Below are 17,633 nucleotides of genomic sequence, written 5' to 3'. Positions count from 1 at the left end.
ACACGTCGGGACTAGACACCAGCAACTCCAACCGAGCCTTGATCATCCTTACTCTTGACCCGAAGACCACAACCGACTCGATCGACGACGCGGAAGTGGATGCGATAATCCAGACTGGATGGTCCCTACAAGCAAATCGGGAACTGGCCAACGGAGTTGGAATTGGGTTGCAGGGGGCGCCCAAGGTCAGTCTCGGCAAGGTGCTTGAGCGATCAGGTTGGGTGAAGACGGGTGCCGCGCTCCCTGGGAAGACCTCCGCAATAATCCCGGCGGATCTCCTCAGGGACCGTCTGGGCGATTGGCCGGCGGCAGCGCCAACGGTCAATCCAGAGGGTCTCTGAGCCGAGCCAGTCAAACGAGGCCGGTGGGGCTGCTGTCCGCAGCGGTGCTCAAGGACGCAGACCACAGTAACGGCCGATCAGTAGCCGGACCCGGTGCGATCTGCACGATGACCGGGTGGTCAACAGATGAGTTTCAAGAGAAGGCACTTTGCGGTCGCGGCCTTCGCGAGTTTCGCGATCTTGCTCAGCTCGTGCACGTCAGGTGCTCAGTCTGGTCGGACTCTCGACCAGGCGTCCGCTGATGCGGCGGCGATTCGAGGAGTCACCGAAGCCTCCGTGGAGATGCGGAACTACCGTTCCGGCTTCACATCTGAATGGGGGACGACGGTGAACTTCACCCCGTCCCCGGGCTTCGAGGAGGGCAGCAAGAGTGCGGCGCTCCGAGAACTGCTGCGGATCGGGTGGTCCGTGAACGAGCACGAGCTGACCAACGGAGTCGCGCTCTCGGTCGGTCGTACCTCCGGGGTTGACCTCGTCGCGCTGGCCCGGGAATCGCATCTCCCGCAGTTCGCGAGCAACCCAAGGCTGCGGTATCAGATCACGTTCTCTGAGTCGGACATGGAGCAGCTCTTCGGGGCATGGCCGGGCAGTTGAGTACGACTGAAGGGGCCGTCAGTGTGGGTTCTGCACACGCGGCCACGCGCTACGGGATGATGGCCGAAGACGCCCATCGACATTCCGGATCCGATCCGGCTCACCGGCAATCCGAGGTGGATGTCAGCCGATCCCTTTGCGGGAACAAGACCGTGACCGACTACCAGGCCGAGAGATGACGATGCGGAAAGCCGCTGTCCTGGGGATTCTGATTGCCGTTTCTGTCGCATCAGGAGGATGTTCCATGTCGAACGACAACTCCACCGAGACGCAATCGCAGGACAAGGTTGCGCAGCGTCTCAACGGGCTGCCTGATGTATCCGAAGCTACGGTTGAGTACGAGCAGACCACGGACGGCTTGTCGAAGCACTACGCGATCGCAGTCCAGATCACAGCTCCCGAAGCTGGCACATCCGAGGAGAAGGTGGCGCAGCTCGTCGATGAAGTTCTGCCGCTTGCATGGTCTGTGCAGGGCAAGGAGCCTGATCGCGGCGTCATCCTGAGGATCAGAACGAATCCACAGGTCGCAATCGGGCCCATCGCGGTTGCAGCGGGCTGGAAGGACGTGGCATACCCGAAGAACCCTGATCTCCTGGCGAAACTTTCCTATCAAGCGAGCTTCGGCAAGCAAGCACTTGACGATCAGATCGGTCCTTGGCCCGTCGATGCTGACGGATAGATCCACATCGCGCGAGGCAGGTACGGGCTGATCCCGCGAAGTCTCGCAGACATTCGGTCCGACCACGATCGTCGTTCTTGCAGCTGATCAACCGTCAAGCACTGTGAAGGACTTTCCCGAGTTCGAGGAACTCCTCGAGGCCGCGTGCACGGTACGAGATGGTGAGCCGGCCGCGGGCGTTCGAGTCGTCCTGCGCGGTCACGTCGGTGCGCCGCTCGCGGTCGCGCTCGAGCAATCTGGATGGAAAGTCATCGGATGTGATGAGAGTGATCCGGGTACCGTCATCGTGTCGTTCTCTGAACTACAGGAACACTTCGGCGAGTGGCCGGGCAAGGCGGATCTGGTGCGATGAACGTCGCGTCGTCGTGACCCGGCGGTTGGTCTCTTTGCTCACTGGGAATGCGGACCAGGGGACAACCAGGGCCAGGCACACCGCAGTGATCGGGAGCATCGTCGAACCATGACGACGAACAGCCTCCCCGGTGGCACCTACGACCTCGGCGACCTCGAGGTCACCCGCTTCGGCTACGGCGCGATGCAGCTCGCCGGCCCGCACGTCTTCGGCCCGCCGGCCGATCGTGACGAGGCCGTCCGCGTGCTGCGCACGGCGGTCGAGCTCGGCATCACCCACATCGACACCGCGGACTTCTACGGCCCGCACGTCACGAACGAGATCATCCGCGAAGCCCTGCACCCGTACCCGGAGCAGGTCCACATCGTCACCAAGGTCGGTTCGCGCCGGAACGACAAGGGGCAGTGGCCGCCGGCGCGGAAGCCCGAGCAGCTCGTCGAGGACGTGCACGCGAACCTCGAGCGGCTCGGTCTCGAGCAGCTCGACGTCGTGAACCTCCGTGTCGGCGGGTTCGACGCCCCGGAGTCGGGCAGCATCGCACCGCAGTTCGAGGCACTCGCCGAACTGCAGCAGCAGGGCAAGATCCGCCACCTCGGACTGTCGACCGTGACGGGCGCGCAGCTCGTCGAGGCCCTCCGGATCGCGCCCGTGGTCTGCGTGCAGAACATGTACAACGTGGCGCAGCGGGGCGACGACGACCTCGTCGACCTCACGGCGGCCGAGGGCATCGCCTACGTGCCGTACTTCCCGCTCGGCGGATTCTCGCCCATCCAGTCCGAGGCGCTCGACACCGTCGCGCAGCGGTTGGGGGAGTCGCGCCTGTCGGTCGCCCTCGCATGGCTGCTCCAGCGCTCGGACAACATCCTGCTCATCCCGGGTACGTCATCCGTGGAGCACCTGCGGCAGAACGTCGAGGGCGCGGGCATCACGCTGCCGGCGGACGCGATCCGCGAGCTGGACGCGATCGGCGCGGCCTGACCCGAGCGGCGCATGCGGGCGGAGCCGAAGCTGGAGTCGGCACGCACCGACGCCTGCACAACCGGGAGCACGTCGCACCACGGGAATCCCTGGCACGACGTGCTTCCGGTTGTGCGGGAGCACCCCGCACCCCGCACCGAGCACCCCGCACCGCGCAGCCCGCACCCCGCGCCACCGGACGGACCACGGACACGGTCTGCCGGACCCGGCCGGCGTCAGGCCACGGTCGCGAGCGCGAACGGCAGCACGGCCGACGCCCCCGCACGCCGGAGCTCCCGCCCGGCGACGGTGACCGTCCACCGGCTGTCCACCAGGTCGTCGACGAGCAGCACCGGCCCCTGGTGCGACGCCAACGCCGCAGCCAGCTCCGGGTCCACCACGAAGGTGTCCCACACCCCGGCCAGCCGGTAGGCGCTGTTCGTCGCACCGTCTCCGCGGGGCTCCCCGCCGCTCCGTCCGAGGGTCCCGAGGAACTGCAGCCGCCCGATGGACGACAGCGCCTGCGCCAACGACCCGACGAGCTCCGGCCGCGACCGCGACGACATCGCCACGACGCCGGTCGGCCGTTCGGCCCAGGGCCAGTCCTTGAGGGCGCGGATGCACCCGTCGACCAGCTCGCGGGACACGGGTCCGTCCGGAGTGGTGGCCGAGAACAGCGCGCGGAGCGGCCCGCCCCAGCCGAGATCGGTGAGCCGGGCGACGGCGCGGCCCGGTTCGACGAGCTCGCCGGCCGGGATCCTGCCCTTCACGGGCACGCCGAGCGAGGCCATGCCGGACGGCCACTGCGCGCGCGGCGCGATCTCGACGCCGACCCGGTCGAGCGCGGCAGCCGCACCGGAGGTGTCCGACTCCGAGATCGACGTCGGGTACCAGACACCGGCACAGTTGTCGCAGCGCCCGCAGGGTTCGGCGGACGGGTCGTCCAGGTCCTGCTGCAACAGCTGCATGCGGCACGCCGAGGTGGACTCGTACGCGAGCATCGACGCGGCCTCGGCCTCGCGGGCGGCGGCGACCCGCTCGTAGCGGGCGGCGTCGTACTGCCACGGCTGCCCGGTCGAGACCCAGCCGCCGGCGACACGGTGCACGGCGCCGTCGACGTCGAGCACCTTGAGCAGGAGCTCGAGTGTCGATCGCTTGATGTCGACGAGGCCCTCGAGCGCGACGGTCGACATCGCCGTGTCGGTGGAGAGCGCGCCGAGGACGGCGGCGGCGCGGGCCTCGGTCGGCATGGACGCACTCGCGAAGTACTGCCAGATCTCGCGGTCCTCGCGTCCGGGCAGGAGCAGGACGTCGGCGTTGTCGGTCGCACGCCCGGCGCGGCCGATCTGCTGGTAGTAGGCGACGGGCGACGAGGGAGCGCCGACGTGCACGACGAACCCGAGGTCCGGCTTGTCGAAGCCCATCCCGAGCGCACTCGTCGCGACGAGCGCCTTGAGCTCGTTGCCCTTGAGCTGCTGCTCGAGCTGCTCGCGTTCCTCGGTGTCGGTCCGCCCGGTGTAGGCGCGGACGGCGTACCCGTTCTCGCGCAGGAGTCGGGCGATGTCCTCGGCCCCGGACACGGTCAGCGTGTAGATGATGCCGCTGCCGGGCAGGTCGCCGAGGTGCGCGAGCAGCCACCCGAGGCGCTGTCGGGCGTCCGGCAGCGTCAGGACGCCGAGCCGGAGCGACGCCCGCGCCAGGGAACCGCGGATCGTGAAGACGGGAGCGTCCGGACCCGCGGTGAGCTGCTCCGCGACGTCCTCGACCACGCGCTCGTTCGCGGTCGCCGTCGTCGCGAGCACGGGGACACCCTGGGGGAGGGAGCGGATGAGCTCGGCGAGCCGGCGGTAGTCGGGGCGGAAGTCGTGTCCCCAGTCGGAGATGCAGTGCGCTTCGTCGACGACGAGCATGCCCATCCGGGCGATCAGCGTCGGCAGCTGCTCGTCGCGGAATCGCGGGTTGTTGAGCCGTTCGGGAGAGACGAGGAGCACGTCGACCTCGTCACGCGCGAGGGCCGCCTGCGTGTCCGCCCACTCGTGCGCGTTCGCCGAGTTGATCGACACCGCGCGGACGCCGGCCCGCGCGGCCGCTGCGACCTGGTCGCGCATGAGGGCGAGCAGCGGCGAGACGAGCACGGTCGGGCCGCCGCCACGTCGCCGCAGCAGCAGGGTCGCGAGGAAGTACACGGCCGACTTGCCCCACCCGGTGCGCTGCACCACGAGGGCACGCTGCCGGTGTTCGACGAGCGCCGAGATGGCCTCGAGCTGCCCGGGGTGGAAGACCGCGTCCGGTCGCCCGGTCAGGGCGGCGAGGGCCGCCTGCGCTTCCGCAGCGATCTCGGCGGACGGCGGGGCCGCCGCAGGAGCAGGTGAGCCGACGGACGAACCGACACCGAGACCAGACATGACCCCATGCTGTCAGCACCCGCCGACGCACCGTGCCCCGGCCCTCCAGGCTGTGGACACCACGACGGGACGCGACGAGACGCGACCCCGCTACTGGTACGTGATGAGCGACGGCGTCGGCTGCACGTCGGCCATCGTCTGCTGCGGCGAGAGCATCGGCGTGTCCTCGTCGTAGAAGTTCTTCCAGCCCCAGTGCACGCCTTCCGGTGCGTCCTGGTGCAGCGCCTTCCAGGTCGCCTGCTTGTCGGGCTGCGAGCCCTGCCCGTCCACGTGGATGAGGACGTCGAGCTCCGGGTGCGACGCGAGCGACGACCGGTCCTGGATCATCGACAGCCGGAACTGGTGCAGGACGAACGCCTTCGGCGGTAGCCCCTTCGACCGCACCAGGTCGGCGAGCCACGACGAGACCTCGTTCACCTCGGACGCCGAGACGCTGCCGATCTGCTGCAGGGGCACCTGGTCGGCGGTCAGTCGCCACTCCGGGTCGAGTGCGAGCCAGACGTTCGGCTTCGCGAGCAGCGACTCGTACCGCTTCGCCTGCGACAGGAAGTCGGACCGCCCCGGCTGCAGGTCGAGGATGACCGGCATCCCGGCGTCGCTCGCCGCGTCGACGTAGGGCTCCAGCGTCGACGCCGGCAGCTCGGTCGAGTAGTCGCCGTCGGCCCCGGCGTCCCCGGCGGCGACGGTCGCGATGACCTCCATCGCGGGCGTCACCGGCTCGTCGCCGAGCCCGTCGTACTCCTTCGCCGTCCCCTCGGCGCGGCGCACGGTCGCCGCCGGGTCCTGCTCGCCCAGCACCCCGAGCACCGGCGCGCCGGGAGCGCCGTACAGCGCCACGTAGCGGTGTCCGTCGAAGGGCCGCTGCCCGCCGTGCGGCAGCTGCCAGCCGCTCTCCGCCGCCCGGACCGTCCACTGCGGGTCCGGGAGGTCGCCGAACGCCGAGCCGACCAGCACGGTCGGGTGCTCCGCGCGGTCGTGGAGGGCCGACACGACGTCCGGGGCGGCAGCCGGGTCGGTCACGCCGTCCGGCATCGCGACCACACGGGCGCCGGCAGCCTCCGCCGTGGCCACGGCTGCGGCCTCCGACCGACGGTCGGACACGACCACGGTCGCCGCACGGGAGACATCGCTCGCCTCGGGCACGTCGCCCCGCTCCGGCGCGTCCTGCTCCGGGACGTCGGTGTCGACCGCCACGCTGCCCTCGGCCTGGTACCAGTCGGCCCCGAGCCGGCGGAGCTCGGCTGCCACCCGGTCACCGTCGCCACCCGCGTCGGCGGACGGTGTCGACGAGGGCGCGCCGCCGTCGTCCGTCAGCAGCAGTGGGACGTGCGCCGCACGCGCGGCGCTCGCTGCGTCGCGCACCGCGCCCGCGTCGGAGGCCGACGCCACGACCGCGCCGGGAGCCGACGCGAACAGTGCTCGGCTCGCGGCGACGGAGCGCGCCGACGGGTCCTGCTGGGCCACGACGTCCACCGAGTCGGCGGACGTCCGTGTCAGCTGCGCGACCGTCGGCGCGTCGTCGTGGGAGGTGCAACCGGCAGCGCCGAGCAGGAGCCCGGCGACCGACAGTGCGAGCAGGGTACGGGTGGGACGAGCGCAACGCATCCGAGCCACCCTACGAGGGACCGTCACGACACCCTGTGAGCGCAACAGGTGTCGTCTCGTAGACAGGGTGCATGCCATCCGCGCCGGACGACCACCCGACGATCGGGGCGGTGGTGGCCCCCGAGGTGCACTGCGCCACCCTCAACGTCAGACGTCGGGTGCCGCACGCGCCCGGTCACGCCGACGCGTGGGAACGTCGCCGCGACGCCGTCGTCGCGCTCGTCGCCAGCGAGCAGCCGACGGTGCTGGCCGTCCAGGAGGCACTGCCCGCCCAGACCGCGGACCTCACGGCCCGTCTCGGGTCACGCTGGGAACCCGTGGTCGTCGGTCGCGGTGCGCGCGGCGGTGGCGAGGCGGTCGGCCTGTTCCTCGACCGGGAGCGCCTCGACGTCGTCGAGCGGCGCACGTGGGCGCTGTCCCGGACGCCGTCGCGCCCGGGCTCACGGTCCTGGGCGACGGCCTTCCCGCGGCACGCCGTCGGCGCCGTCGTCGCGGACCGCACCACCGGGCGGGAGTTCACCGCGATCGCGACGCACCTCGACGTCGCCTCGTCCTGGGCACGGCTGCGCGGCGCGCAGCTGCTCGGGCGCATCGTCCGCGGGCGCGGACTGCCGGCCGTCGTGATGGCCGACTGGAACTGCCCGGCCGGGTCGGCACCCTGGCGAGCACTGGCGGACGCGGGGGTCGTCGACAGCTGGGGACGAGCCTCCCGGCAGGTGGGGGAGGCCTACGGGACGTACCCGCACTACCGGGAGCCGCGTGTCGGCGGCCGGCGGATCGACGGGGTGCTCGTGACCGAGGACGCCGTCGTCGACCGGGTCGCGGTGAACGTGCGCCGACCGGGCGGTGTCTGGCCCTCCGACCACGCGGCCGTGCACGCGGTCGTGCGGTGGGCCTCGTGATGCGCTCGCTCGGGCTGACCTTCCTGCGCCGGCGGTTCCTGCCGGCCGACGTGGTGCGGGTCCTGACGCTCCTCAGCATCCCCGTGGCCACGATCGGCTGGGGGAGCACGTCGTTCGCGGTGATGTCGCTCGCGTTGTTCGGGGTGGTCCTGCCGCGGATGCTCGGACTCCGACCGGCGTTCGACCTGGCGGTCTGCGTGCTGGTGCTCGTCGCCGGGTGGTCGAGCGCGCTCGAGTGGTACACGTCGGTGTTCCTCTGGGACAAGCTGATCCACGTCGTCCTGACCGGACTGCTCGCGGCGCTGCTCGCGGTGATCGCCGCGGACCTCCGGCTCGTGCCGCACGCCCCGGACGCCGGGCGCGTGACCGTGTCGCTCCTGGTGTTCACCCTCGGACTCGCGATCGGGTCCGTGTGGGAGATGTGCGAGTGGCTCGGGCACAACTACGTCGACTCGGCGATCTACGTCGGGTACGACGACACGATCGGCGACCTGGCCGCGGACGGGCTCGGCGGGCTGCTCGTGGGGCTCGCGCTGCCGTGGCTGGCGGCCGAGCGGGACGTGGTGCGGCAGCCAGCGCGCTCGCCGCGGGGCTGACGGCCCGGCCCGGCCGATCGCTCCCGTGGAGGCGGCGACGCGCCGTGGCACGAGCAGGGTCCGGCGTCCGCTATGCTTGACGGGCTGCTCGCGCTCCGGTCGGACGCGGGCGGTGGAACGCCGGAGACGGAGTTCCGAGCCTCTCGGGGCTCAGAGCTCGTGAGAGCTCACGGGCTGTGGCGCAGCTTGGTAGCGCACTTGACTGGGGGTCAAGGGGTCGCAGGTTCAAATCCTGTCAGCCCGACCGAAACCGATGAAGCCCCCGGCGAGACACGTTCTCGCCGGGGGCTTCTCCGCGTTCCGCACGGGGGAGCGGTGCCAGCCGCTCTTGCGCCGCCGCTGCTCGGCCTCCTAGCGTCGACCGGGATGGACGACGACGATCTGCTCACCGCCCTCGTGCCGTGGGCGCCGGAGCACCTGGCCCGCTGGAACGAGCACTGGCGATCGGACCTGCTGCGGACGGTCGGACCCGACCTCGCACTGGTGGGGGACACCTCGTGGGGAGCGGCGGTCCGCGACGCCGTCGGACTCGCCGTCCCGGACCCGCTCGACTGGGCGAACCGGGTCGTCGTGCTGCCCTCCGGCGGATGGGCCCTCACCGGCATCCGCTTCCGCGGCCGCGACGTGTCGAAGCCGTTCGTCGACGTGATCGCGACCAGCGTGCGCCCCGACGCAGCCGGTCTGGCGGAGCTCGGCTCCGTGCTCGAGGACTTCCGGGCCTTCTCGCCGCTCTGCTTCCGCGTCCGACTCCCCGGAGACCTCCTGCGCGTCCGCGCTCTGGCCGGACACGGGTCCTCGGTGGCAACCGACCAACTCGTGGTCGCGGGGCCGGTGTCGGTGATCGCCGGTCGTGAGCAGACGCCGGGAGCCTCCGCGGTCGAACTCGTCCCGACCACGCCCGAGGCTGCGGCGCCGAGGGTCGCCGCGATCTACGAGACCGTCCGTCGCGTCACGCCCGACCTGGACGAGTGGGCGGCGCCCGCCGACGAGGACGGGCTCGGCGACGCCGACGAACAGGGATTCCTGTTCGAGGTCGTGGTCGACGGACGGGACGCCGGTGTCGTCGCCGCCGCTCGGGACGACGCGTACGGGTTCACCGGGTTCGTCGTCGAGGAGATCGCGCTCGACGACGACCACCGCGGACAGGCACTCGGGCCGGCGGTCCTCCGGGCCTTGGCACGGCGGCTCCCGGCGACGGAGGCCGACGTGCTCTGGGGGCACGTCCACGCCGACAACACCCCCTCGTTGCGTAGCGCCCTCGCCAGCGGTCGGGCGGTCTGCGCCACGTTGGCCTGGGTGACGCCGGACGGCTGGCCCGGGATGCCGGGGTCGCGGCCCGTCAGGTGACCGAGGACCGACCCGGTTCGCTGGAGCCGCTGGCCGTCGCTGCTCACGCGGGACGAAGGGCGACAGGGCAGGCGAAGACCGCTGCGGTACGCTCCCGCCATGCTCTGGGGGAGACGACGCACGGGGTCCGCCGCGCTCTTGGCCGCCACGCTGACCGGGGTCCTGCTGCTCACCGGGTGCTCCGGCAACGTCAACGCGGGGAGTGCGGGTGCCGAGAAGGCCGAGCGCGAGCTGTCGGCAGTCGACGGTGTGCGGTCCGTGCGCGGTTCGGGCACGAACAACCTGCCGTTCGCCGGCGAAGCGTCCGTCACCGTGACCACCGAGGACGACCTGTCCGACGCCGACCTTCGACGCGTGACCCACGAGGTCGGACGCTGGATCCGCGATGCCTCCGGCCCGGGTACGACGTACCGCGGCTCGATGGAGGCCGACGGGTTCGGGTTCTTCCTGGAGGAACGCGCCTCCGAGAACGACCGACTGCTCGCCGTCGTCGATCGGCTCCGCGGCGACGACCGCTGGCTCGGTGGCGACGTCGACGCTCCGTCCGCCTCCGGCACCGGCGGAGGTCGCATCGCACTCACCGTCCGCGATGCCGATGACCTGGTGGCCGGCTGGGAGTCGGTGCGGCGGATCGCCACGTCGTCCGACTGGGACACGTCGTCGACGTCGGCGTCCTGGTCGTCGGCGCAGCAGGACGTCATCCGCTCCGACGACGTGCCGGACCTGCGGATCGCGAACGACATCGCCGGGACGGACGACACCGTCGGTGACCCGACGCCCGAGATCACCGCGTACGAGCGTGTGCGTGCCGCGCACGAGGTGACCCGCGCCTCCGTCACGCCGGGTCGTCTCCAGATGCACCTCGCGGACCTCGACGACGTCGGGGACGCGACGGCGCTCGCACAGCAGGCCGCACCGGACGCGCAGGTCATCGTGGACGGCGGCATCGTCACGAAGGACCAGCCCCGAGGCGACGACGACGTGCCCGACGCCGCCGACTACGCCGAGGCGGACCGGCTCGCTGCGATCGCGGCGCGGCCGGGGGTCGCTGCCGCCGAGCTCACGCCGTCCTGGGTGCGGGTGACGGTGGACGACCCGGACGAGGTCCTCGCGACGGCGACGGCGCTCGCCGCCGCTGCTCCGGCCGATCCGGTGGAGTCGATCCGCGTCGGTCCGCAGGCCGATCCCGCTGACGGCAACGACGACGCTGCTGACCGGGACGCTGCGGACGACACGGACCGTCTGTCCGTGAGCGGCTCCCCGGCGATGTTGGGCCGGTCGATCGACGTCGGCACGGAGCTGCGGGGCTTCCTCCCGGCGTCGTCGGAGCAGTTCGACACGAACCAGTCGGTCGCGGCCACGCTGTCCGACGCAGGTCAGGTGCCGGCGTTCGTCGCTGCCCTGCGACCGGTGCTGCCGGACGGCACCGGGCTGCACGTGAGCCTCGTCGACCGCGGCACCGACAGCACGACGGAGTTGACGCTCCGCGACGGGGAGCTGACGGCCGAACCGCTCCGTGACGGGGAAGAGCGGGGATCGGACCGCACCGACCTGGAACGCGCGCTGCGGGACGCCTGGAACGGCTGATCCGCGACCGACGGCACCGCCGCGACGACCTGTCCCCGGCGTGACGCCGGTCTCCGCCGCGCAGGCGCTACTGTCAGCACGTGGGGACCAGGGGCATCTACGTCGAGACCGTCATCGATGCGGACCTCGACCGCGTGTGGGCCGCGACGCAGGACCCCGAGCAGCACGTGCGCTGGGACGTCCGGTTCTCGGAGATCGTGCCCGCGGGCGCGGAGGACGGGGCACCGACGCACTTCCGCTACGTCCGACGCTCGCCGCTGCACGACGTGCACGGCACCGGCGTGAGCATCGGGGAACGCCGCCGCCCAGACGGATCGCGCACGTCGGCGCTGCGCTTCGGGACCGCCGACCGCCTCTCGCCGATCCGCACGGGCCGGGGCTACTGGCGCTACGTCCCGACCGACGACGGGCGCACGCGGTTCATCACCGGCTACGACTACCACGGCGGATGGGGGCCGCTGGACCTGGTCGTCCGGCCGCTCCTCGGCTGGGCGACCGCGTGGAGCTTCGACCGCCTCCGGATCTGGCTCGAGGGCGGACCCGCACCGGAGGCGTGGCCGCTCACCTCGGTCCTGCAGCCCTGGCGCCGGGACCGGCCACGAGCCTCCAGGACGCTGCGGGCACCCGCAGGCAGCGCCCGACGCACCGACCACCTGCACGACGCGCCGGCGACGCTGGCGACGCTGCCCGACCCGAGGGACGACCGATGACGTCCGTGTTCGAGGAGGCGCTCGGCGCCGACTTCCAGCGACTCCACCCGATGATGCGACGACGCTTCGGAGTCGGCCTCGACGCCGGCGAGGCCTGCACCGGACGTGGCGTCATGTCGTCGATCCGACGCGGCCCGTGGTGGACCGTCCCCTTCCTGCAGATCGGACGGCTCCGGAACATCCTGGTCCCCGACGTGGGGGAGGACGTGCCGTTCACGATCGAGAACCACCCGTACCGCGACGAGCTCGGCCGCGAGACGGTGACGTTCGTGCGGACGTACGAGACCAGGCCCGGTCGCACGGCGCGCTTCGACGCGACGATGGTGCTCGTCGACGGCAGGGTGCTCGACTACCTCGGCACGCACCAGCACCTGGCGGTCGACCTCGACCTGGCGGTGGACGAGCGGGGCGGGCTCGTGCTGACGTCCGACGCGCAGCGGTTCCACGAGGGGCCGGTCTCGTTCCGGTTCCCGATGCTCCTGAGCGGTCGCGCCACCCTGCACGAGTGGTGGTCGGAGGACGACCAGGCGTTCCACGTCGACCTCGAGGTGCACAACCGCGTGTTCGGCTTCCTGTTCGGGTACCGCGGGACGTTCACGTGCGAGTGGACCCCCGCCACCGACGCACCGGACCGGTTGAAGCCGGTCCGCACCGAAGCGCGGACCTGAGACCGCCGGGCGTCAGTCCGTCGCCGCTCGCCCGGAACGGACGGCCCGCACGACCTGGACGACCGCGATCGCGACGACCACGACGGCGACCGCACCGGCGGCCCACGACCCGGCGACCCCGAGCACGGGTCCGCTCGTGCACCGGCTCGTGCCCGCACCCGGCGCTGCATCGGCGCACGAGCTCACCCGCGTGACGGCGAGGAGCAGTGCCGGCACGGCCGTGACGAGTGCCAGCACGACCCACGCGATCGCTCGGTCCACGGCGTGCTCCGTCCGCTCCCGTGGTCAGGTGCGACCAGGCTCGCACGCACCGGGGTGACGGGCCGTCTCGATCCCGCAACGATGGTCGCCGAGCCTGGGCGCCCGGCGGACCGCCACCGGCCGCCGGACGGGAGGCGCGTGGCGGCGTCGTCCCGCGCCTCCCGTCCGCCACGGGTTGCGTTTCCCGGACGTGCGCGCGCCGTCCAGGCGTTCTCCCGGTTCCGTGACCTACTGTCGCCGGAAGCGCGGATGCGTGAACTCTCCGGATCGGTCGAAGGATCGCTCACCACAGAAGGTCGGTCCTCGATGACGACCACCCCGCTCGCCCCCGGTTACACCCGGACCCGACCCGGTCCGGGCAGCCGCAACGGTACGTCCACCTACTCCGCGCTCCTGGCGCAGGTGAAGGAGAACGGCCTGCTCCGTCGGCGCATCGGTTTCTACTGGTCCCTGTTCGGCAGCCTGGTCGCGGGTCTCGCGCTGGCCTGGGTGGCGTTCGCGTTCCTCGGTGACTCGTGGTTCCAGCTGATCGTCGCCGGAGCGCTCGGGGTCATCTTCACCCAGTTCGCGTTCCTGTCGCACGAGGCCGCGCACCGTCAGGTGTTCGCTTCGCAGAAGTGGAACGACCACGCGGGCCGGTGGCTCGGCACGTTCATGGTCGGCCTGAGCTACTCGTGGTGGATGAACAAGCACACCCGCCACCACGGCAACCCGAACACCGTCGGGAAGGACCCCGACATCGCGCCCGACGGCATCCGCTTCCTGCCCGAGGACGCCGCCGAGGCGAAGGGCCCGCTGATGCGGACCTTCCTGCGCTTCCAGGGCTGGCTGTTCTTCCCGCTGCTCACGCTCGAGGGTCTCAACCTGCACCGCTACGCCGTGACGTCGATCGTGACGGGCTCCGGGACGAAGGCGGACGCACGGCACCGGTGGCTCGAGGGCAGCATGCTCGTCGCCCGGTTCGGCATCTACCTGACGGTCGTGTTCTGGTTCCTGCCGTTCGGCATGGCGTGCGCGTTCCTCGGTGTGCAGCTCGCCGTGTTCGGCGTGATGATGGGCGCCTCGTTCGCCCCGAACCACAAGGGCATGCCGACCATCGCGCACGGCGCCAAGGTCGACTTCTTCTCCCGACAGGTCCGGACCTCGCGGAACATCCGCGGTGGCTGGTGGGTGTCGTTCCTGATGGGTGGCCTGAACTACCAGGTCGAGCACCACCTGTTCCCGTCGATGCCGCGACCGGCGCTGAAGCAGGCCCGCCTGCTGGTCCGCGACCACTGCGAGACGCTCGACGTGCCGTACACCGAGACGACGCTGCTGCGGTCGTACGGCATCGTCGTCCGCTACCTGAACCGGGTCGGTCTCGCCGCACGCGACCCATTCGCCTGCCCGATGGTCGCCGAGCTCCGCATCCACTGACGCGGTCCTCCGCGCCGGCGGGCTGCGGGACCTCGCAGGTCTGCGCGGGTTGCCGCACAGCCCCCACTGCGGAGCGCACCCCCGGGGTACCGTCGGGCGACCACAGTCCGCGCGCACGGTGAAGGGGGCCTCGTGACCACGGCGACCGACACGACGGCGACGACCGACAGGACGACGACGCGGCAGCCGACGGCGGACCCCGGAGCGGCAGCGCCGCACGCGGGGACGGAGCCGTCCGTCCTCGACGGTCTGGCCCTCGTCGCCGACCGCGACCCGCACGCCCTCGCCCTGGTCGACGAGCACGGCGAGACCACCCACGGTGCCCTCGACCGCACCGCCCGCGCCCTCGGCCTGCTCCTGGACGCACAGCTCACCCCCGACGACCACACCGGCCGCGGGGTCGACGTCGAGCAGGGCCGTGCACCCGTCCCCGTCGGCGCGATGGTCGCGCACGGTGCCGGGTCGGTCGTCGCCCTCCTCGGACTCCTGCACGCGGGCCGTGTCGTCGTCGCGCTCGACCCGTCCCTCCCCGGGGCCCGGCTGCAGCACGTGGTGGCGCTCGCCGGCATCGTGGACGTCGTCGCGGACGCGGAGCACGCCGACCGCGCCGCGGCCCTCGTCCCCGAGCAGGGCCGGGTGCTGTCGCTCGAGGACCCGCTCGGAGACGCTCGGACCGCCGCCGCGACCGAGGGCGACCTCGCCGTCGTCCCGGGAGCCCGGGAACGCGGTGGTCGCGACCCGGCGGTCGTCGTCTTCACGTCGGGGTCGACCGGGGTGCCGAAGGGCGTCACGATGACCCACCGGCAGCTCGTCGTCGACAGCGTCGCCCAACGGGAGGCCTTCCGGCTCGTCCCGACGGACCGCGTGGCCTCGGTGCTCCCGCACGGGTTCGCCGCCGGGCTGACGCTCGTGCTGTCGGCCCTGCACGCCGGTGCCTCCGTGCACGTCGCCGATCCGCGTCGCACCGGCGTCGACCGCCTCGTCACCTGGGTCCGCGACGCACGCCTGACGACACTGCACACCACCCCGCACCTGCTGCGGTCGATCACCGGCGCCCTCGACCCCTCCGACGACCGGTTGCGTGCGCTCCGCGTCGTCGCCACCCTCGGCGAGGCGGTGACGGGCACGGACGTCACGGCGCTGCGGCCGCTGCTCGGCCCCGGCGCGTCGTTCTGCAACCAGACCGGGTCGAGCGAGACCGCCGTGTACGCCGTGCACGAGATCCGCGCGGGGGACCCGGTGCCCGAGCGCAGCGTGCCCGCCGGCAGGATCGTCACGGGCAAGCGCATCGAGGTCCGCCGACCCGACGGCTCCGTGGCCGACGTCGGCGAGAGCGGTGCGGTCGTCTGCGTCTCCGACGCCATGACGAGCGGGTACTGGGGCGCGCCGGACGCGACCGCAGACCGGGCGGGCACCGCCGCGGACGGCACGCCGACGTGGACGGTCGGTGACCTCGGACGCTTCGACGACCAGGGCCGGCTCACCCTGCTCGGCCGCGCCGACGACGCGGCGAAGGTGCGCGGGCACCTGGTCGAGCCGAGCGAGGTCGAGGCGGCGCTCCGCACCGTCGACGCGGTGCAGGAAGCGGCGGTCGTCGCGGTGCAGGCCCCACCCGCGCCGACCCGGCTCGTCGCCTACGTCGTGAGCCGCCCGGGTCGCCGCTCGCCGTCACCGGCCGCGATCCGCAGGGCCCTCCGCGACCTGCTGCCCGACCACATGGTGCCGACCACGATCGTCCCGGTGACGACGCTGCCCCGGAACGAGCGCGGCAAGGTCGACCGGACCCGCCTGCCCGAGGCACCCGCGCTCAGCACCACGGTGGGCGGAGACGGCGCGGCGTTCGGCGAGGACACCTACGACCAGTGGCAGCTCGCGGTCGGGCAGATCTGGGCCGAGGTGCTCGGGCTGCCCGCCGTCGGGCCGCTCGAGCTGCCGGCGGTCGGGCTCGACAACGACTTCTCCGCACTCGGTGGCGACTCGCTCTCGGCGGAGGAGATGCTCGCCGCCGTCTCCGACCGGCTCGGCGTGGACGTCCCCTCGTCGGAACTCCTCCGGCACCCGACGCTGCGCAGCTTCACCGCGCGGATCCGCCTCGGCGCCGCCGCGGTCCCCGGTCACCCGGACGTCGTGACGCTGACGGCGCGTGCACCGGGCGACGCCGACCCCCTGTTCTGCGTCGCGGGTGCCGGAGCCCTGGCACTGACGTTCGTCCCGCTCGCCCGTCACCTGGGTGACCGTCCGGTGTTCGCCTTCCAGCAGCACGGTCTGGAGCGGCGCTCGGTGCCGGACTGGAGCATCCCGGCCATGGCCCGCCGCTACATCGAGCTCCTGCGGGTCGTACAGCCCTCCGGCCCGTACACCCTCGTCGGGCACTCGTTCGGTGGCCTCGTCGCCCTGGAGATGGCCTCGGTGCTCGCCGGTGCCGGTCACGAGGTCGCCCGGGTCGTCCTGCTCGACACCCACCTGCCCGAGCAGGCCTCCGAGCGGGCCGACACCGTCGAGTTCGGGCAGCTCGACCTCGGCCGGCCGGCAGCGCGTCCGGTGCCCGGCGTGCTCCGGCGGCTCGCCGTGCGCACGAGTGCGCTCCGCAGTCGCTCCGCCACCCCGTTCGCGCGCATCGGCCGCCGGGCTCGGGGCGTCGGCGCCGGGGTGGTCCGCTGGCAGGGCCAGCGCCACTTCCGGGCCTTCTTCGACCAGGCGCTCCTCGTGTCCCGCCGGTGGGAGCCGCGCCCGTACGCGGGCCCCGTCACGCTCGTCGTCGCCGACGGCAACGACTCGGGTCCGGCCCGGTGGGCCCGGTACCTCCGGGGACCGGTGGACGCGGTGCGCGTGCACGCCGAGCACAGCTCGGTGCTGCGGGAACCACACGTCGCCGAGGTGGCGGCGCTCGTCGCCCGGCAGAGCGGGACGCCCTGAGCGAGCGCGGACGGACGGACGGGAGGCGCGGCACCCGACCGGTGTCGCGCCTCCCGTCCGTCGTCGACGTGCGTCTTCCGACCGGAGCGCACCGCCACTGTCCGGTTGCGCACCACAACGAGCGCTCCGGTGGCACATCGGGGTACAGGAACGGCCCTCGAAGTCCGTTTCCTGGGGAAATGCCCGACACGGAACGGGGGACGTGACGAATCTCGGTGTCAGCCCGTCTCATCCGTGAACAGCAACCGCTGGGAACGAGTCCCGGCGGGTCCTCGAAGGGAGACACCAATGGCTGAC

Annotated in this window: 15 protein-coding genes and 1 tRNA gene; 13 read left to right on the top strand and 3 right to left on the bottom strand. The window is 72.1% G+C overall.

Annotation, left to right across the window (positions count from 1 at the left end; all coding sequences use genetic code 11):
- Window positions 1-467 precede the first annotated feature (467 nt).
- The 4 genes from ACIP6W_RS00080 to ACIP6W_RS00065 all read left to right on the top strand — a co-directional run bounded on the left by ACIP6W_RS00080 (window position 468) and on the right by ACIP6W_RS00065 (window position 2,944).
- Window positions 468-935: a hypothetical protein gene (locus ACIP6W_RS00080; RefSeq protein ID WP_209686020.1), complete on the top strand. Its 468-nt coding sequence runs from the start codon at window positions 468-470 to the stop codon at window positions 933-935.
- Window positions 936-1,179: 244 nt separating this feature from the next.
- Window positions 1,180-1,614: a hypothetical protein gene (locus ACIP6W_RS00075; RefSeq protein ID WP_400340809.1), complete on the top strand. Its 435-nt coding sequence runs from the start codon at window positions 1,180-1,182 to the stop codon at window positions 1,612-1,614.
- Between the two features lie 103 nt (window positions 1,615-1,717).
- The gene (locus ACIP6W_RS00070) at window positions 1,718-1,966 is read left to right on the top strand and encodes a hypothetical protein (RefSeq protein ID WP_209686016.1); all 249 of its coding nucleotides are present in this window, start codon (window positions 1,718-1,720) and stop codon (window positions 1,964-1,966) included.
- A 108-nt stretch (window positions 1,967-2,074) separates the two neighbouring features.
- Window positions 2,075-2,944, top strand: coding sequence for an oxidoreductase (locus ACIP6W_RS00065; RefSeq protein ID WP_066653379.1), 870 nt, complete (start codon window positions 2,075-2,077; stop codon window positions 2,942-2,944).
- Window positions 2,945-3,159: 215 nt separating this feature from the next.
- On the opposite strand, the gene ACIP6W_RS00060 is transcribed toward ACIP6W_RS00065, so the two are convergent.
- Entirely contained in the window at window positions 3,160-5,328 is a 2,169-nt protein-coding gene (locus ACIP6W_RS00060) for a RecQ family ATP-dependent DNA helicase (protein WP_400427553.1), read from the bottom strand.
- Window positions 5,329-5,418: 90 nt separating this feature from the next.
- Window positions 5,419-6,933, bottom strand: coding sequence for a hypothetical protein (locus ACIP6W_RS00055; RefSeq protein WP_400427551.1), 1,515 nt, complete (start codon window positions 6,931-6,933; stop codon window positions 5,419-5,421).
- A 71-nt stretch (window positions 6,934-7,004) separates the two neighbouring features.
- Between ACIP6W_RS00055 and ACIP6W_RS00050 the strand changes: the two genes are divergently transcribed.
- The 7 genes from ACIP6W_RS00050 (at window position 7,005) to ACIP6W_RS00020 (ending at window position 12,743) form a co-directional block, all read left to right on the top strand.
- Window positions 7,005-7,835, top strand: coding sequence for an endonuclease/exonuclease/phosphatase family protein (locus ACIP6W_RS00050; protein ID WP_400427549.1), 831 nt, complete (start codon window positions 7,005-7,007; stop codon window positions 7,833-7,835).
- A complete protein-coding gene (locus ACIP6W_RS00045) occupies window positions 7,832-8,431 on the top strand; it encodes a hypothetical protein (RefSeq protein ID WP_400340801.1) in 600 nt (199 codons plus the stop codon). Before ACIP6W_RS00050 ends, ACIP6W_RS00045 begins: the two co-directional genes overlap by 4 nt.
- Before the next feature lie 170 nt (window positions 8,432-8,601).
- A tRNA-Pro gene (locus ACIP6W_RS00040) sits at window positions 8,602-8,675 on the top strand.
- A gap of 122 nt (window positions 8,676-8,797) precedes the next feature.
- Window positions 8,798-9,778 carry a GNAT family N-acetyltransferase gene (locus ACIP6W_RS00035; protein WP_400427547.1) on the top strand — a complete coding sequence of 327 codons (981 nt, stop codon included), beginning with the start codon at window positions 8,798-8,800 and terminating at the stop codon, window positions 9,776-9,778.
- Window positions 9,779-9,877: 99 nt separating this feature from the next.
- Window positions 9,878-11,365: a hypothetical protein gene (locus ACIP6W_RS00030; RefSeq protein WP_400427545.1), complete on the top strand. Its 1,488-nt coding sequence runs from the start codon at window positions 9,878-9,880 to the stop codon at window positions 11,363-11,365.
- Between the two features lie 80 nt (window positions 11,366-11,445).
- A complete protein-coding gene (locus ACIP6W_RS00025; protein ID WP_400340796.1) occupies window positions 11,446-12,075 on the top strand; it encodes an SRPBCC family protein in 630 nt (209 codons plus the stop codon).
- Window positions 12,072-12,743, top strand: a complete 672-nt coding sequence (locus ACIP6W_RS00020) for a DUF4166 domain-containing protein (protein WP_251160833.1) — start codon at window positions 12,072-12,074, stop codon at window positions 12,741-12,743. The genes ACIP6W_RS00025 and ACIP6W_RS00020 overlap by 4 nt, the downstream gene beginning before the upstream one ends.
- Window positions 12,744-12,755: 12 nt before the next feature.
- On the opposite strand, the gene ACIP6W_RS00015 is transcribed toward ACIP6W_RS00020, so the two are convergent.
- A complete protein-coding gene (locus ACIP6W_RS00015) occupies window positions 12,756-13,004 on the bottom strand; it encodes a hypothetical protein (RefSeq protein ID WP_066653399.1) in 249 nt (82 codons plus the stop codon).
- Between the two features lie 306 nt (window positions 13,005-13,310).
- Between ACIP6W_RS00015 and ACIP6W_RS00010 the strand changes: the two genes are divergently transcribed.
- Entirely contained in the window at window positions 13,311-14,420 is a 1,110-nt protein-coding gene (locus tag ACIP6W_RS00010; RefSeq protein ID WP_400427542.1) for a fatty acid desaturase family protein, read from the top strand.
- Window positions 14,421-14,552: 132 nt separating this feature from the next.
- Window positions 14,553-17,336 (top strand): alpha/beta fold hydrolase, encoded by a 2,784-nt coding sequence (locus ACIP6W_RS00005; RefSeq protein ID WP_400427540.1) that lies wholly within the window; start codon window positions 14,553-14,555, stop codon window positions 17,334-17,336.
- Window positions 17,337-17,633 lie beyond the last annotated feature (297 nt).

It is taken from the genome of Curtobacterium sp. NPDC088465, from assembly GCF_044753165.1.
In the GTDB taxonomy this organism is placed as follows: Bacteria; Actinomycetota; Actinomycetes; order Actinomycetales; family Microbacteriaceae; genus Curtobacterium.
This window is presented reverse-complemented; position numbering and strand designations above follow the sequence as displayed.

What these genes read in the sequence shown, in the direction of transcription:
- ACIP6W_RS00080 (WP_209686020.1), top strand. Translation starts at nt 468, where the DNA reads ATGAGTTTCAAGAGAAGGCACTTTGCGGTCGCGGCCTTCGCGAGTTTC.
- ACIP6W_RS00075 (WP_400340809.1), top strand. Translation starts at nt 1,180, where the DNA reads ATGTCGAACGACAACTCCACCGAGACGCAATCGCAGGACAAGGTTGCG.
- ACIP6W_RS00065 (WP_066653379.1), top strand. Translation starts at nt 2,075, where the DNA reads ATGACGACGAACAGCCTCCCCGGTGGCACCTACGACCTCGGCGACCTC.
- ACIP6W_RS00060 (WP_400427553.1), bottom strand. Translation starts at nt 5,328, where the DNA reads ATGTCTGGTCTCGGTGTCGGTTCGTCCGTCGGCTCACCTGCTCCTGCG.
- ACIP6W_RS00055 (WP_400427551.1), bottom strand. Translation starts at nt 6,933, where the DNA reads ATGCGTTGCGCTCGTCCCACCCGTACCCTGCTCGCACTGTCGGTCGCC.
- ACIP6W_RS00050 (WP_400427549.1), top strand. Translation starts at nt 7,005, where the DNA reads ATGCCATCCGCGCCGGACGACCACCCGACGATCGGGGCGGTGGTGGCC.
- ACIP6W_RS00035 (WP_400427547.1), top strand. Translation starts at nt 8,798, where the DNA reads ATGGACGACGACGATCTGCTCACCGCCCTCGTGCCGTGGGCGCCGGAG.
- ACIP6W_RS00030 (WP_400427545.1), top strand. Translation starts at nt 9,878, where the DNA reads ATGCTCTGGGGGAGACGACGCACGGGGTCCGCCGCGCTCTTGGCCGCC.
- ACIP6W_RS00020 (WP_251160833.1), top strand. Translation starts at nt 12,072, where the DNA reads ATGACGTCCGTGTTCGAGGAGGCGCTCGGCGCCGACTTCCAGCGACTC.
- ACIP6W_RS00010 (WP_400427542.1), top strand. Translation starts at nt 13,311, where the DNA reads ATGACGACCACCCCGCTCGCCCCCGGTTACACCCGGACCCGACCCGGT.